This window comes from Exiguobacterium sp. SH5S4, assembly GCF_004337045.1.
In the GTDB taxonomy this organism is placed as follows: domain Bacteria; phylum Bacillota; class Bacilli; order Exiguobacteriales; family Exiguobacteriaceae; genus Exiguobacterium; species Exiguobacterium aurantiacum_A.
The window spans coordinates 66,849-83,301 of the sequence record NZ_SJUQ01000012.1; the positions used below are offsets into that span (position 1 = coordinate 66,849).

Consider the following 16,453-nt stretch of genomic DNA (forward strand, 5'->3'; position numbering starts at 1 on the left):
CCCTCCTTTCTTTCACTTGTTTTCTTGATACGAATCATAAATATAGTAGCCGTCCCCGCCACCGTTTTTAGCGATATACATCGCCGCATCCGAATGATGGATGAGCGTGTCGAGGGAAGACAAACTAGCGTCAGAATATGCGACACCAATACTGGCCGAGAGATGTAGCGCCAATCCGTCCCCGACCGTGATTTCCCGGGAAATCACGGTCGATAGTTGGTCAAAAACGGCTTCTTCAAGCGATTCCGGACCTGTCTCGATGACAATCAAAAACTCATCCCCGGCAAACCGGTACGCTTTCCCTGCATGCATGTGACTGAACGATCCGATACGTTTCGCCACTTCGACGAGCACTTCATCGCCGACGAGATGACCGTGCGTATCGTTGATTCGCTTGAAATCATCCAAATCGATGAACAGGAGCGCCACCGGCCGTTTCCGATTCATCGTCTGTCTCAAGTCCGTCATGAGCGAGTGACGGTTCGGCAATTTAGTCAGCCCGTCTTTTGTGATGAGCTCGATCACTTCCTGATGTTTACGTTCTCGGCGAATCTCGTTCTCCATCCAACGGGTCACGAGTAAGATCGTGTCCGTCATCTCGTGGATTGCCACCGCATCGGCGACATCGTTTAAACTGCCCTGCTCCGCCAGGAAGACGACCCATCCGAACGTCTTGCCTTCGTTTGATAACGGCAAGCTGATCATCGATGCGAATTCGACCCCTTCGAGGACGAGCTCCGAACGTTTCAATTTTTGATGCCCGACCGTCGTCAGCGCATGAACGTGCTGCAGGCGCTCGTCCGTCCAATCGATCCAGGCATCCCCATCGGCGGACAGGACGCGCTGGCGTGATTCTGTCGAGAAGATGACGGCATGCGAATAACCGATCCACTCCCTGAGCACTTCTTGGATTCGCTTCAGCTTGTCAGCAAACGGGGCTTGGATGGCCGTCACCTCGTACAGCGACTCGAGTGTCTGTTGACGCCGCTCTTGAGCACGTGCCTGTTCGGTCAATTCGATTTCGGCCATCACCCAACGCGCAAAATCTTCAAGCGTCTGCACCGCCTCATGCTCGAACGAGCGGGGCACTCCGTCGGTGACGCAGAGCGTTCCGATGACGTGTCCGCTTCTCGTCATAAGCGGCACACCCGCATAAAAGCCGATCCCTTCGAGCAACGGATTTTCACTCAACGCCTCCGCGGTTTTGACGTCTTCGATCACGAGTGGTCCCCGGCCGGTCACGACGCGGTCACATAGCGTCCATTTCCGATCGATGTGGGGACTTTCGAGATCGGTGCCTTGGCACGATTTGATCCACTGCCGGTCCGTTGTCAGGATCGAGATGAGCGCGATCGGCATCCCGAGCGTCTTCGCGACGAGTCGGCTGATGCGATCGTACCGTTCTTCCCGCGGGGTATCTAAAATTTCGAGCCGAAGGATTGTTTTCAATCGCTCGGCCTCCGTCTCATCGAACCGCACCTCTAACTTGGACCGGTCCGAGCCGTCTAACCGCAGCGCCTCGTATTGACAGACGAGTGTCTCAAGTGCCGGCTCGAGGTTAGAGAGCGAGAGCGGCCGGCTGAAGAAATAGCCTTGCACGTCGTCGCATCCGAGCCGCTGGATCGCGCGGTACTGCGCTTCCGTCTCGACGCCTTCCGCCGTGACTGCTAAGTTCAATTTTTTAGCGAGTGCGACGATCAGTTTGACGATCTCATATTCTTTTAATCCGTTGTCTTTATCGAGCTGACTGATGAACGACCGGTCGATCTTGATGCCGTCGATGTCGAACATCTTCAAATAGTTGAGTGACGAATAGCTGACGCCGAAGTCATCAATCAAGATGTGGAATCCCGCCGCTTTCAAGTAGTCGACTGTCTGGATCCCGATGAGCGGTTCCTGCATGAGCGTATGTTCCGTGATCTCAAACTCGAACTGATCAGCTGAGAGGCCATACGCCGTAAGCAGCGGAATCAGATTGCTTCGGACGTAGTCTTGACGGAACAAGACCGGGGACAAGTTGACCGCGACACGGCGGCCGTTGAACAACCCGGGTCGATCGCTCAAGTCGCGGCAGACGCGTTCGAACACGAACTCAGTGATGTCCTCGATCAACAGTGACTTTTCCGCGATTTTGATGAATGTTTCAGGTGAAATGTTTCCGAGCACCGTATTCTTCCAGCGGACGAGCGCCTCGAAATGGACGGTGCCATTCCGACAGTCTACTTTCGGCTGATAGACGACGCCGAGTTCGCCTGCCTTCAATCCTTTATGAAGCTCCATCTCGATCGTCATCTCGTCGATGTAGTGCTGCATATAATCGTCTTTCTCATACACTTTAATCATCTGTTTACCGGCTTGCCTTGCTTCGAGCAACGCCGTCGATGCGTTCATGATCACTTGGTCGGCGTCTTCACTGCCAGAACTGATGCCGAGACAGCCGGACAGGGTGAACTCGGTCTCGGCGACATGGTATGTGTAATCCGCGATCGTCGTCAGTAAACGTTCCCCGTGCATGTATGCCGTCTCGATCGAGGTATGCGGCAGTACGGCGATGAAATCTTCCCCGTCGACGCGACCGATGATTGAGCCTTTCGGCAGCAAGTCAGATAAGTGACGGGTCATCTCTTTGATTAAACGTTGCGATCGCTCCACCCCTTGGAGCGACAGGATGATCTTAAAACGGTTGATATGGAAGCGCATGACGCTCGTCGCTTCCTCACGCTCTCGTTTGGCGAACAGTTTTTCAAGCTCGAGCTTCACCTTCATCAAGTTCGGCATGCCCGTCAAATAATCGATGTTCTCGATGCTGCTGAGTAGCTTCATCTCCGCATCTTCCGACAAGTCGGTCGTCAAACCGAGAACGTAGCGCACTTCTCCAGTGTCGTCCTCGAGCGGCATGAGCATGGATGAGGCGAAGCGTGCGGTGTTAGCTTCTATGTTCATCTTTGACATGAAATAGACCGGCTCACGAGACGAAACGACCACATCATAGTGCAAAATCAACTCGTTCGCGACGTTCGGGGCATACATCTCGTGCAAATAGCGACCGCTCACATCGTCCGGAAGCGACGACGCGCGCTTCCCTTGCTCACTGACACGGACGTAACGATACCCTTTCGGCGTCACTTCCATCAAAAAGACCATTCGATACAAGCGAACGAATACATCAAACAAATAATGTGGATCGGCCTTCATCTGTTGCATACTTTACCTCCATACAATCTCCATTTCTTTTAGTTTAGAACTTTTACGCCGACTTGTTCATAAAACCGTTCAAAAAAAGGGAAAGTATTTTTGGAAATAGCTAAAAAAATCGGGTATAGGTAAATGAGTTTAGATGAAAAGTGAGGTGAACCGTACAGTTGCTTGGATCCCAACATGCTCCTTCCCGTCACGAGAAGGAGCATTTAGTCAGAGGAGTTCTTTCGCGAGCAGACGGTAGACGTTCAACCGCTGTGCTTGCGTATGTTGGATACTGCAAATCATCGCCTCGTCAAAGCCATACTGCACGGACTCGTCCTGCAATTGCGCCGCGATCTGTTTTGGCGTCCCGACGAGATGGATGGCCCGGTTGTTGGCGATGTGAATCTTGTCGACTTCGGTGAGCGGGTAATCGTTGGCCGCTTCCGGGCTGAGCAGTTGACGCAGCTGCCCTCTCATCAGGAATAGGCGTGACAAGTCGGACGGACGCGCCAAATATTCCGCCTCTTCCTCCGTTTCGGCCGTCGTCACGAGATACGTGACATTGATTTCAGGCTTCTCCATGAACGCTGACGGTGTGAAGTGATGCCGGTACGTGTCGAGCGTGTCTTTGCTCAGTTCCCCGTTAAAAAATTGGGCGAACGAGTAGCCGACGCCCATGCGGCCGGCTTGGACGGCGCTGTTGCCGCTTGACCCGAGCAGCCAAGCCTCAGGGAGCGTCACCCCGGTCGGTGCGGCCGGCGTCGTTTTGTACCACCGTTCTTCCGGCGTCTCATCGTTGATCAGTTGGAGTGTCGTCTGCAATTTCTCATATAGTCCGTCCATCATCGGCTTCTGTCCTTGCGACATCGCGTAGATGGCGTTGGCGTCGCCACCCGGGGCCCGGCCGACCCCAAAGTCGATTCGACCTGGTGCGAGTGCGCTCAGCGTCTTGAACACTTCGGCCATCTTGAGCGGCGAATAGTGCATCATCATGATGCCGCCCGACCCAAGACGAATTCGTTCCGTCTTCGCAGCGATATAGGCCGCGATGACTTCCGGGGCCGAACTCGCGAACGACATGCCACCGTGGTGTTCAGCCATCCACATCCGGTAATACCCTAGCTCTTCTGCCACTTGGGCGAGTTCGACGGCGCTCTGTAATGCATGTTCTGACGTATGGCCGGACGTCACCGGCGCTTGATCGAGGACGCTTAATCTCATCGTTATCATCCACTCCTTATAGTATATATGTTGAACATCTCGAATTTGTAAGACTCGCCGTCATCATACTAAAGTCGACTTGACAATACGAATAGTCCGCTCATCGTGACGCTGTCTTTTTTCAGAAAATTACAACGGATTGTTGCTAGGCACGTAACCCCTTCTTTATAATGAACGAGAAGATGCGATTCCTTCATAGCAAATCACGAAACGCATGATGGGGACATGCGGGTGATATGCGCCAACTACTATTTCGGGGAAATGGGGTAACTAACATGAATCAGACACCAAACAAGCCTGGTCAAGACGGGACATCGTTCACGTCCAACGACTTTTTAAAATTTTTGATTCCTTCTTTAATCGGACTCATGTTTTTCATCGTGCCGATTCCGACCGATGACGGATTCACGATCCCGGTCGCCTTCTTGTCGAACCAATTGATCGGCCTGATCGGCGGTGTCGTCCCGACACTCGCCGTCATCATGATGGGCATCTCGGTGCTCGGGTCACTTTGGACGTACATGGCCAAACCGGCGTTCGTCCTTGAGCGGCCACACTTCAATTCACTGTTCAACGTCACACCGTTCTGGTTCGGGATGCGGGTCGTCGGTCTGATCGCCGGGGTGATGACGTTGCTCGTGATCGGGCCGGAGATGATCACATCCGAGTTTACGGGTGGCCTGTTGCTGTATGATTTGATTCCGATTTTGTTCGCGACGTTCTTATTTGCCGGCATGTTGCTGCCGCTCCTGTTGAACTTCGGACTGCTCGAGTTCGTCGGGACGATGCTCACCAAAGTGATGCGCCCACTCTTCAAACTGCCGGGCCGGGCCTCGCTCGACTCGCTCGCATCTTGGGTCGGTGACGCGACGATCGGGATTCTGTTGACGACGAAACAATATGAGAACGGCTACTACACAAAACGAGAGGCCGCCGTCATCGCCACGACGTTCTCGGTCGTCTCGATCACGTTCACAATCGTCATCTTGTCGTATATGGAGCTCGATGCTTACTTCTTACAATATTATGGCGCCATCGTCGTGTCAGGTATCGTCGCAGCGCTCATCATGCCACGGATTTATCCGTTGTCGAAAAAAGCCGACACCCCGTATGAAGAGACCGAGTTGAAACCGGAAGAGCCGGTACCGGCCAATGTCTCGATGCCGAAATGGGCACTCCGTCAAGCGTTGCTCAAGTCACGCTCAAGCAAGAGCTTCGTTGCCACGTTGAAAGACGGTTTCCAAAACGTGCTCGACATGTGGCTCGGTATTTTGCCGATCGTCATGGCCGTCGGGACGATCGCGCTCATCACTGCTGAGTACACGCCGCTATTTACGATTCTCGGTAAACCGTTTGAACCGATTTTGATGCTGTTGCAAGTGCCGGAGGCGGAAGCCGCCGCTCAGACGATGGTCGTCGGTTTCGCCGACATGTTCTTGCCGGCCGTCCTCGGCAGTGGTATCGAGAGCGAGATGACACGATTCATCATCGCCACTGTATCGGTCACGCAGCTCATCTTCATGTCGGAAGTCGGGGGACTGCTCCTCGGCTCGAAACTTCCGATCTCATTCGTCGACCTCGTCCTCATCTTCTTGCTCCGGACGTTCATCACGCTCCCGATCGTCGTCGGGATCGCCCACTTGGTCTTTTGACGACAGAACGCCTCTTCTCATATTTCCCTGGGAAGAGGCGTTGTTTGTATAATGGAGAAAAGGGAGGGGTGCGCCATGGAACATCATTATGCCGGACAGCTTGAGGCCGCGAAAAAAAGCTATGCCGGCATCATCGACCCGGAAGCGTATATGAATGACCGCTATCATGGCCATTGGACGTTGACATCCAAGCAGCACATCGACGGCGTCCCGGTATTGCTCCAAAAAGCGTTCAATGGCGGGAAGAATAATTGTACCCTCACATCGATGACGGCCATTTTCCGTTATTACCATGACCACGGCTATCCCAACATCCCGGACGACGTGTTTCAACTCCAACAAGACGCGCGCGAGATCGCCCTCGCCCATCAGTTCAAAGACGAGAAAGGGACGCCGCCGACACGAATCAGTGCGATCGTCACAAAACTCTGGTCTCGTTATGGCTATGATGGGCACGGGAGTTCTCGCTATTTATGGAAGTGGTCGACGTTCGAACGGGAAATGTCCGCCGGGCGGCCGTTCATTTTGAACATGGCGAACGGATTTTATAAAAATCATTCCGTCACCGGAATCGGCTATATGATCTTTAAAAAGCCCGGCTTCCCGGACGTCGTCTTGCTCGAGGTGCTCGACAATCGCTCACAGAATATCCGTTATATCGACTTCAACGAGTTCAACTTTTGGGGCAGCATCACCCGCGTCCTTCCTCCTAGCGGACAGTAATTGTGATCCCCCCTCTAAATGCGGTATAGTGAAGTATCATTTCATAAGGACGTGTAACCATGCGTATTAACAAATTTATTAGTGAATCTGGCAAGGCGTCCCGCCGCCAAGCCGATCGTCTCGTCGAAGAAGGACGGGTCACGATCAACGGGAAGAAAGCGAAAATCGGGGACCAAGTAAACCCGGGTGACGAAGTACTCGTCAACGGTTCGGCCGCCCGCGTCGCCCGCAACAACGTCTACATCGCCGTCCATAAACCGGTCGGCGTCACGAGTACGACAGAGAAAAAAGTCAAAGGCAACCTCGTCGACCTCGTCAACCACCCGCTCCGCATCTTCAACATCGGCCGGCTCGACAAAGACTCAGAAGGGCTCATCTTGATGACGAATGATGGCGACATCGTCAACGAGATTTTGCGCGCCGAAAATGAGCACGAGAAAGAGTACATCGTCTCGGTCGACAAGCCGATCACGCCAGAGTTCGTCGAACAGATGGAAGCCGGCGTCAAGATCCTCGGTCAAAAGACGTTACCGTGTAAAGTCCATCCGCTGTCGAAGTTCGACTTCAACATCACATTGACGCAAGGACTGAACCGCCAGATCCGCCGCATGTGTGAGACGCTCGGTTACGAAGTATACCGCCTTCAACGCGTGCGCGTCATGAACATCACGCTCGGCAAGCTCCCGCCCGGACAATGGCGCGACCTGTCGAAAAAAGAGCGCGAGCAGTTGTTCCGCGAATTGAATTACGAACCGAAAGAATGGTACTGAAACAAGCCCAGACGCTTTTGTCTGGGCTTGTTAGCGTTCATAGAGCGATGAGACACGGTCGGTCTCACGATGGATAAAACGTTTCAGTTGGGCGCTCAAGTCATCGAGTTGCCCCATTGTCGTCCTGAATTTGAAGGCCGCATGGAAATGGTCGAACGGATCGTGTTGCCACTCGTCATGGATGAAGACGTCGACTTGAATCGTGCCTGTCCGATCAATCAGCGTGAACGTGAGGCTGATTTTTTGGTCATCCGCATCTGGGTCCAATAACTGCCAAATCACGGGTTCCTTCCCCCAGGTGTTATTGAATCCAGCGATCGAGTCAATCAGTTCTTGCAGTGTCTCGTCCTGCATATATACATCTTGATTGCTCGAACAGACGGATGCATGGAGCTGAAGCCTAATCTGGTAAAACAACTCGGTCTCATCCATCCAAATCCGTTCCATCTCAAATTGATGCACCATACCTTCACCTCTTTTTTTCTGACTATACCATGACAATTCAGTGAATCGACTAATCGTTTCCGGTAAAAACGGGAATAAATAAAATACAGATGATCTTGTACGGAAAAGAGGTGAATCGTCATGAATGGCGCCCTGTTCCCCCGCACCTCGGTCGGCAAGTGGTCGATCATTCTCATTGGCTTGTTCCTCGCCATGTACGTGCCGTTCTTGTTGCTCGACAACTTCGACACGACGTTCACGTCAACTCTTTGGAGCGACAACGCCGCACACATGCTTCGACTTAGCTATATGACCACGTTCTTCGCACTCGGTCTCGGGGCGTTCGTGACCGGCTGGTGGGCCATCTTGAAACAAAGAGAGTACGCCGTGCTCGTCTTCTTCGCCGCCGTCCTCGGTTCAGGATTGTTCGTCCTGCTCGTCATGGAACTTGTCGGGATTATAGAGTAGACAAAAAGGAGCACAGCGCTCCTTTTTGTTAGCCATTCAAATACCCATCCCAATCATAATCTTGGATTTCTTGAAACTTCCCTTCCTCGTCCCGTTCATACGCACAAAGCGGTGGTTGTTGGGTGAACATTAGGATCGAGTCATCAATATTCAAGATGACTCCAATCGGCACAATTCGAAAGTTTTTGGCGTCACTTAAGTACGCATCGTCCTCGTAACCACTCAAAAACGACCAACCCGAGTCGCCTTCCCCATGAGGCTCATCGCGCAACATGAAATGAAATTCTTCTCGTTCTAACACGTCCGCGCTGACCGTCACGAGCGTATCGGAATAATAATCCCATTTGGCTGCATCTGGATCCTCATATTCAGTCTGACTAACGTGTTCCACCCCGAACGACACGATGGTACCCAGCGTTATCGGTAAGCGCTCCGGCTCATTGTCTAGAGCACCCTCAAAGTCATTCCCGTTGATCTTTGTGATTTGAACCCACATGCGTTCACCACGATACCCGTCAGATTCAGCGACTTGAGTCGTAAAAATCAATTTTACGTAGTCATCAACTTTCAACTGATTCAACACTTCTTTGCTCGGAATATAGAACGTATATGGCGCTTCTTTATGTAAGGATTCAACATTGTCCAAATACCAGTCCATCCAATCCCCTCCTCATAATCATTCCTTTTGAATATCAGTCTAGCATAGCTATCGTCGCGTATAAAAAAACTCAGTTCATTGAAGAACTGAGTTTCTTTTTTTATTTAGCCGTGACGCCCCCGTCGACCGGGAGTTCGATGCCGGTGATATGGTTCGCCTCGTCTGACGCGAGGAACAAGACGGCTGCCGCCACCTCATGTGCCGTCCCTAAATTCGGCAAGGCGACTTGATTCAAGAAATGTTGTTTATAGTTCGGATGCTCCATATGCGGCGCGCTCATCGGCGTGACGATATAGCCCGGGTGGATCGAGTTGACGCGAATGTTTTGTTTGCCGTAATCGACTGCTGCTGCTTTCGTGAGCGAGCGGACCGCACCTTTCGATGCCGTATACGCTCCTGCTCCGGCCATACCGGTCAACGCCGAAATTGATGAGATGTTGACGATCGAGCCGCCGTAATTTTTCTCCATGAGCGGGATCGCATATTGCGTTCCGAGCATGACGCCATCGATGTTGATGCGATACGTCCGCGCCCAGTCGTCTTCTGTCTGCTGTAAAAATGGTTTAGCGAGCGCGATGCCAGCGTTGTTGACGAGAATGTCGAGCTTGCCGCACGTTGCTTGGACTTCTGCGTAAACCTTCTCCCAATCTGTACGTGATGTCACGTCATGGCGAATCGCAAGCGCCTCCCCGTCCTGCACCCGAATCGCCTCGACGACGTTCGTTACTGCTTCAAGATTGATGTCGGTCGCGACGACCGTCGCCCCTTCTTTTGCGAACAATTTCGCCGTCGCTTCTCCCATCCCACTGCCTGCACCTGTGATGACCGCAACTTTCCCCTTTAACCGCATTAAATTCTCTCCATTCTTAAATTACGATAGTCTAACTATCACAATAATAGACGAGGCACATTTGATTCTCAACGAAACTGCCTGAACACGTTATAATGACGAGACAACAAAGAGGTGATTAGATGAACAAACGACAACAAAATAAAGAAGAGCGCTTGAATCACATCATCGATCAAGCTGAGACACTTTTTTTGAAAGACGGGTTTGAGCGCGTCCAAATGCAGGACATCGCCGACGCTGCAAACATCGGGGTGGCGACGCTGTTCCGCTATTTCCCGAAAAAAGACCAACTGATCGTCGCGGCCGCCGTCCATAACTTGACACCGACGCTGCATGTCTTCAAGGAATTGACGGCGCATCCCGGAGACGCCTATTCAAGACTAGAAGCAATACTCGATTATTTGCTTGGGCAACAACTGCGTCAGACGAGCCACTCCCGATTCCGTGAGGCGTTCGAGAGCTATGCCTCGTTCGTCGCCTCCCCGCTGCCGGGAATCGACGGCTATATCGAACTACAGCGCCAAATCATGGCGACGCTCGAGCCGCTCATCCAAGACGGGCGGACGGACGGGTCGTTCCGTCACGATATCGACGTGAAAGAGACGGTCATCACAGTCATCAACACGTTCGGCACGTTCGGCAACAACATCATCTTGAAGTCGCACATCAGCTATTTAGAGAAAGATATCGACCCAATGATCCAACAACGTGTCTTGAAAGAGATGCTGCTCGCTTACGTGCGGGCATGACAAAAGCCCCTTCGCAGTTGAAGGGGCTTGATGTTTAGGCAAAAAAAATGAGCACCTCTCTAAAGAGGTGCTCTCGAAAAGTCTACCGCGTCGAACCACGCTCCACAACGTGCTCCCGAAGGAATGTCCGCCGTCTTACATAGACCAGCTCATCGCATGTACTCAACAATACTCGAATGATGCTTCGTCGTCAATCTTTTGTTTTCATCCGCCTTGACATCTCTCCAAAAATTAGGATAATGAAGAGTGTTAGCACTCTTATATACAGAGTGCCAAAATCGAACGATAAAGGAGAACGGTCATGACAAAGAAACAGTTTCAAGCCGAATCGAAACGAATTTTAGAGTTGATGGTCCACTCAATCTATACACATAAGGACATCTTCCTGCGTGAGCTCATCTCGAACGCGAGTGATGCCATCGACAAGATGTATTACCGCGCCCTCTCGGACGAGGCGATCGACTTCAACAAGGACGACTATTTCGTCAAAGTCGAACTCGACAAAGACGCACGTACGGTCACAATCCGTGACACCGGGATCGGGATGACGGAAGACGAACTCGAATCGAACCTCGGGATCATCGCCAAGAGCGGCTCGCTCGCGATGAAGCAGGCGACGAAGATGGAAGAAGACCACAGCCTGATCGGTCAATTCGGCGTCGGTTTCTACTCGGCGTTCATGGTCGCCGACCGTGTGACGGTCCGGACCCGTTCCGTCGACAGTGACCAAGGGTATCTTTGGGAGTCAGACGGCATCGATGGCTATACGATCGAGCCGACGTCTAAACAAGAGATCGGAACCGAGATCGTCTTACACTTGAAAGCCGACACCGAAGACGATACGTATTCTTCATTCTTAGAGGAATATGAGGTCCGCTCGCTCATCAAGAAGCATTCGGACTTCATCCGCTATCCGATCAAACTCGACGTGACGAAACACCGTCCAAAAGACGACTCGGAAGAATTCGAGGACTATGTCGAAGAAGAGACGATCAACAGTATGGTCCCGATTTGGCGCAAGCGGAAGAACGAATTGACGGACGAGGACTACACGGCGTTCTACCACGAGAAGCGCTACGGTTTCGACGAGCCGCTCAAACATCTCCACTTGAACGTCGACGGTTCGATCCGCTATCAGTCGATCCTCTATATCCCATCGACGGTCCCGTACGACTACTACACGAAAGAGTTCGAGAAAGGGCTCGAGCTCTACTCGAACGGCGTCTTGATCATGGAGAAGTCGCCTGACTTATTGCCGGACTACTTCGGTTTCGTCAAAGGGATGGTCGACTCGGAAGACCTATCGCTCAACATTTCCCGGGAGATGTTGCAGCAGGACCGCCAACTGCGCGTCATCGCTAAGAACGTCAAGTCGAAAATTAAAGGCATGCTCGAGAAGATGCTTCAGAATGAGCGCGAGGACTACGAGAAGTTCTTCGACGCGTTCGGCCGCCAAATCAAGTTCGGCGTCTACGACCAGTTCGGCGCCGCGAAGGATGAGTTGAAGGACTTGCTCCTCTTCCACTCGTCGAACGAGAAAAAGCTCGTCTCGCTGAAAGAATACGTCGAGCGTATGAAAGAGGACCAGAAGTACATCTATTACGCGACGGGCGAATCGATCCATCGTATCGATCTTCTCCCACAAACGGAGCGTTTGAAAGAAGAAGGCTTCGAGATCCTCTACTTCACAGAAGAGATCGACGAGTTCGCTATCAAAGTGCTCCAGTCATATGAAGACAAAGAGTTCAAGTCGGTCGCGAGCGGTGACCTCGGCCTCGACGATGAGGCGGCGAATTCGCTCAACGAAGACAATAAAGACTTGTTCGCCTTCATGAAGACCGAGCTCGGCGATCGCGTCAAAGAAGTGCGCGCGTCAACTCGTCTCAAGTCGCACCCGGTCTGCTTGACGGTCGCAGGTGACGTCTCGATCGAGATGGAGAAGATCATGAACACGATGCCGAACGGCGGCGGCATGAAAGCAGAAAAAGTGCTCGAAGTGAACGCCGACCACGCCATCTTCCAGACGTTGCAACGCGTCTATACGGAAGACGAGGCGAAAGCGAAACAATATACCGATCTTCTTTACCAGCAAGCACTCCTCATCGAAGGATTACCGCTTGAAGATCCGGTAGCGTATTCGAATGCAGTATGTGCGTTGATGGCGGAATGATGAACCAAGGCAGAGGGCGACCTCTGCCTTTTTCGTTTATTCTAACTTAGTCATGGTACAATTTAAGAAGATAAAAACATCGGAACCGGGGTGACATATGCTGTTCGAAAAAAACAAACTATACAAACGCTCTGTCCTTCACGATCAATACGGCGGGAGTCGTCAACGTGGAATTAGTACTCCGAACAAACATAAGCTAATCTTTATTTTTGATAGCGGGATGGATGAAGAGTTTGGATACAAGAATGGCTGGAGTGAAGACGACGGTTTATATTATTACAGCGGTGAGGGTCAAGAAGGGAACCAATCTTTTTCTTTTGGAAACAAAGCTCTTCTAAACCATATCGAAAATGGAGAAGACGTCTATCTCTTCGAATCACTTGGAAAAGGTAGTTATCGCTTCGTGGATCAACTTATTTTAATCGGTTACGACATTCAATTCGGAATTGATAAACACCATAACCAGCGCGAAGTAATCGTTTTTGCATTCGAACCGCTACACGTTGTTCAAGAAGAAGCCCATCATTTTGCATCAACTATGCGCTATAAAACCGTTGAAGAGTTAAATGAAATTGCTTTACGTGATCCGAAACGAGCTACTGGTTTAAGTATGCCAGCTCGAAAATTACAAGTTCGCGAACAAACAGCAGCTCTTTATTACGCTGTGCTGGCTCGGGCAAATAATTGCTGTGAAGCTTGTGGAAACCAAGCCCCTTTTGAAACAGAAGAAGGTCCTTATCTCGAACTCCATTCTTTATATAAAGAATCAGATGATGGATTATCACGTCCTGATCAAGTGGCTGCATTATGCCCAAATTGCCACGCTCGCATGCATAAAGGGAAAGACGGAGCGGACTATAATAAACAACTGATTCATAAGTTAACAACTTGACGAACCTTAATCCAATATGGATAAGGTTTTTTTGTATGCAATTGATAAAATGTTGATTATTTACGAGAATGAAGCGCTTAATCTCTTCTTTACTCTTTTAACCAATAACTGTTCTACTCATTTTATATGAGTTTTAAAAAACAAATTAGCAGTTTTCATGTAACCGTTTTCTTTACTGTTTTGATGCGGTTTTACATAAACACCTTGATAGATCAACCTTTTAGGCAGCATGCATACGTCTTGACAATTTCGTCTGGTTATATGAAATTAGTATTACATTATAATTATTCTAGTAGAGATACAATTCCGCTAGAGTAAAAACCCAAGGAGGACATACCCCATGTCATTAATCGGCAAAGAAATCTTACCATTCACAGCACAAGCGTTCCAAACAGGAGAATTCCTCGAAGTATCAGACAACAACCTTAAAGGTCAATGGAGCGTCGTTTGCTTCTACCCGGCTGACTTCACATTCGTCTGCCCGACTGAACTTGAAGACCTTCAAAACGAATACGCGACATTGAAAGACCTCGGCGTCGAAGTCTACTCAGTATCTACAGACACACACTTCACGCACAAAGCTTGGCACGAAACGTCAGAGAAAATCGGCAAGATCGAATACATCATGATCGGCGACCCGTCACACACGATCTCACGCAACTTTGACGTCTTGAACGAAGAAGATGGCCTTGCTGACCGCGGTACGTTCATCATCGACCCAGACGGCGTCATCCAAACTGTCGAAATCAACGCAGGCGGGATCGGCCGTGACGCGAGCACGCTCGTCAACAAAGTCAAAGCAGCACAATACGTCCGCAACAACCCAGGCGAAGTTTGCCCAGCGAAATGGGAAGAAGGCTCAGCGACACTTCGTCCAAGCCTCGATCTCGTTGGCAAGTTGTAAGGAGCGGATTCCATGTTAGAAGCAGATATTAAACAACAACTAGATCAATACTTGCAGCTCATGGAGGGCGACGTCGTCCTCCGTGTGAGCGCTGGTGATGACGCCGTCTCAAACGAGATGCTCGACCTCGTCAACGAGCTCGCAAGCATGTCGTCACGTATCTCCGTCGAAAACGTCACGCTCGAACGCACACCGAGCTTCAGCGTGAACCGTCCGTCTGAAGAGACGGGCATCGTCTTCGCCGGAATCCCGCTCGGTCATGAGTTCACGTCACTCGTCCTCGCGTTGCTCCAAGTGAGCGGCCGAGCGCCGAAAGTCGACGCAGATGCGATCAAGCAAATCCAAAACATCCAAGGCACGTACCACTTCGAGTCGTACATCAGCCTCAGCTGCCATAACTGTCCGGACGTCGTCCAAGCACTTAACGTCATGAGCGTGCTCAACCCGAACATCTCACACACGATGATCGACGGCGGCGCGTTCAAGGCAGAAGTCGAAGCGAAAGAAATCATGGCCGTCCCGACCGTCTTCTTGAACGGAGAAGCGTTCGGTAACGGACGGATGTCACTCGAAGAGATCTTGGCGAAACTCGGCACAGGTCCTGACGCTTCGGCGTTCGAAGACAAAGAGGCGTATGACGTCCTCGTCATCGGTGGTGGTCCGGCTGGTGCAAGTGCGGCCGTTTATGCGGCTCGTAAAGGCATTCGTACCGGCATCGTCGCTGAACGCTTCGGTGGTCAAGTGATGGACACGATGGGCATCGAAAACTTCATCGGCACGTCGTACACAGAAGGTCCAAAACTCGTCGCGAGCTTAGAGGAGCACGTGAAAGCATACGGCGTCGACGTCATGAATCTTCAACGTGCGAAGCGCCTTGAGAAGAAAGACCTCGTCGAAGTCGAACTTGAAAACGGCGCGATCCTGAAGAGTAAGAGTGTCATCTTGTCGACAGGGGCACGCTGGCGCAACGTCAACGTCCCAGGCGAAGCCGAGTTTAAAAACAAAGGTGTCGCCTACTGCCCACACTGTGACGGTCCACTCTTCGAAGGCAAGCGTGTCGCGGTCATCGGCGGCGGTAACTCTGGCGTCGAGGCGGCAATCGACCTCGCCGGCATCGTCAAGCACGTCACGGTACTCGAGTTCGCACCTGACTTGAAGGCCGACCAAGTACTTCAAAACCGTCTTCACAGTCTCCCGAACGTGACCGTCGTCACGAACGCCCAGACGACTGAAATCACAGGTACGGATAAAGTGAACGGGATCTCGTACATGTCTCGTGAGACGAACGAAACGCATCACGTCGAACTTGAAGGCGTCTTCGTCCAGATCGGCCTCGTCCCGAACACGGACTGGCTCGATACGGTCGAACGCAACAACTTCGGAGAGGTTATCGTCGACCATCACGGTTCGACGAACATCTCAGGCGTGTTCGCGGCAGGCGACTGCACGAACAGTGCCTACAAACAGATCATCATCTCGATGGGCTCTGGTGCGACAGCCGCACTCGGTGCTTTCGACTACATGATCCGCAACTAACGAAAAACTCGTCCTCCACGTGGGGAGGGCACTGAAAAACCTCCGCTCTATCCGAGCGTGAACAGAAAAAAGGGCGATTGGACCGACTCAAGTCGGGACAATCGCTCTTTTTCCTTGCCCTTATCCTGTTTTTTCTTTTGAGAGGGTGATGATCCGCTTCAGGTTTACCGCGATGATCGCCATCACGCTCTGTAACGTCATGCCTTTCAGGTCTGACGTTTTGTTTCGCGCCA

At 51.4% G+C, this 16,453-nt stretch carries 14 protein-coding genes; 9 read left to right on the top strand and 5 right to left on the bottom strand.

The annotated features are described in order from the left end of the window. Positions 1 to 12 precede the first annotated feature (12 nt). Both EVJ32_RS08445 and EVJ32_RS08450 read right to left on the bottom strand, forming a co-directional pair. Positions 13 to 3,204 (bottom strand): EAL domain-containing protein, encoded by a 3,192-nt coding sequence (locus EVJ32_RS08445; RefSeq protein ID WP_131457875.1) that lies wholly within the window; start codon positions 3,202 to 3,204, stop codon positions 13 to 15. A gap of 207 nt (positions 3,205 to 3,411) precedes the next feature. After that, a complete protein-coding gene (locus EVJ32_RS08450) occupies positions 3,412 to 4,404 on the bottom strand; it encodes an MsnO8 family LLM class oxidoreductase (RefSeq protein ID WP_131457876.1) in 993 nt (330 codons plus the stop codon). 275 nt (positions 4,405 to 4,679) lie between these two features. On the opposite strand from EVJ32_RS08450, the gene EVJ32_RS08455 reads away from it, so the two are divergent. From EVJ32_RS08455 to rluF, 3 genes are all read left to right on the top strand, one after another. Continuing rightward, positions 4,680 to 6,056, top strand: coding sequence for a YjiH family protein (locus EVJ32_RS08455; RefSeq protein WP_131457877.1), 1,377 nt, complete (start codon positions 4,680 to 4,682; stop codon positions 6,054 to 6,056). Positions 6,057 to 6,131: 75 nt separating this feature from the next. Further along, positions 6,132 to 6,779: a C39 family peptidase gene (locus EVJ32_RS08460; RefSeq protein ID WP_131457878.1), complete on the top strand. Its 648-nt coding sequence runs from the start codon at positions 6,132 to 6,134 to the stop codon at positions 6,777 to 6,779. Between the two features lie 59 nt (positions 6,780 to 6,838). Beyond that, positions 6,839 to 7,549 (top strand): 23S rRNA pseudouridine(2604) synthase RluF, encoded by a 711-nt coding sequence (gene rluF, locus EVJ32_RS08465; RefSeq protein ID WP_131457879.1) that lies wholly within the window; start codon positions 6,839 to 6,841, stop codon positions 7,547 to 7,549. A gap of 30 nt (positions 7,550 to 7,579) precedes the next feature. Here rluF and EVJ32_RS08470 read toward each other — a convergent pair whose 3' ends face one another. Continuing rightward, positions 7,580 to 8,014 (bottom strand): hypothetical protein, encoded by a 435-nt coding sequence (locus tag EVJ32_RS08470; RefSeq protein WP_016510346.1) that lies wholly within the window; start codon positions 8,012 to 8,014, stop codon positions 7,580 to 7,582. A gap of 120 nt (positions 8,015 to 8,134) precedes the next feature. Here EVJ32_RS08470 and EVJ32_RS08475 point away from each other — a divergent pair, with 120 nt between their 5' ends. Then, positions 8,135 to 8,461, top strand: coding sequence for a hypothetical protein (locus EVJ32_RS08475; protein ID WP_131457880.1), 327 nt, complete (start codon positions 8,135 to 8,137; stop codon positions 8,459 to 8,461). Between the two features lie 28 nt (positions 8,462 to 8,489). On the opposite strand, the gene EVJ32_RS08480 is transcribed toward EVJ32_RS08475, so the two are convergent. Both EVJ32_RS08480 and EVJ32_RS08485 read right to left on the bottom strand, forming a co-directional pair. Continuing rightward, positions 8,490 to 9,119, bottom strand: a complete 630-nt coding sequence (locus tag EVJ32_RS08480) for an immunity protein Imm33 domain-containing protein (RefSeq protein WP_131457881.1) — start codon at positions 9,117 to 9,119, stop codon at positions 8,490 to 8,492. Between the two features lie 100 nt (positions 9,120 to 9,219). Further along, the gene (locus EVJ32_RS08485; protein WP_131457882.1) at positions 9,220 to 9,969 is read right to left on the bottom strand and encodes an SDR family NAD(P)-dependent oxidoreductase; all 750 of its coding nucleotides are present in this window, start codon (positions 9,967 to 9,969) and stop codon (positions 9,220 to 9,222) included. A gap of 122 nt (positions 9,970 to 10,091) precedes the next feature. On the opposite strand from EVJ32_RS08485, the gene EVJ32_RS08490 reads away from it, so the two are divergent. From EVJ32_RS08490 to ahpF, 5 genes are all read left to right on the top strand, one after another. Then, positions 10,092 to 10,718, top strand: a complete 627-nt coding sequence (locus EVJ32_RS08490) for a TetR/AcrR family transcriptional regulator (protein ID WP_131457883.1) — start codon at positions 10,092 to 10,094, stop codon at positions 10,716 to 10,718. Positions 10,719 to 11,019: 301 nt separating this feature from the next. Next, entirely contained in the window at positions 11,020 to 12,888 is a 1,869-nt protein-coding gene (htpG, locus tag EVJ32_RS08495; RefSeq protein WP_131457884.1) for a molecular chaperone HtpG, read from the top strand. A 97-nt stretch (positions 12,889 to 12,985) separates the two neighbouring features. Next, positions 12,986 to 13,780 carry an SRA domain-containing endonuclease gene (locus EVJ32_RS08500; RefSeq protein ID WP_070328017.1) on the top strand — a complete coding sequence of 265 codons (795 nt, stop codon included), beginning with the start codon at positions 12,986 to 12,988 and terminating at the stop codon, positions 13,778 to 13,780. A gap of 340 nt (positions 13,781 to 14,120) precedes the next feature. Further along, the gene (gene ahpC, locus EVJ32_RS08505; protein ID WP_016510347.1) at positions 14,121 to 14,684 is read left to right on the top strand and encodes an alkyl hydroperoxide reductase subunit C; all 564 of its coding nucleotides are present in this window, start codon (positions 14,121 to 14,123) and stop codon (positions 14,682 to 14,684) included. Between the two features lie 12 nt (positions 14,685 to 14,696). Next, positions 14,697 to 16,220 (top strand): alkyl hydroperoxide reductase subunit F, encoded by a 1,524-nt coding sequence (gene ahpF, locus EVJ32_RS08510; protein WP_131457885.1) that lies wholly within the window; start codon positions 14,697 to 14,699, stop codon positions 16,218 to 16,220. Positions 16,221 to 16,453: the final 233 nt, after the last annotated feature.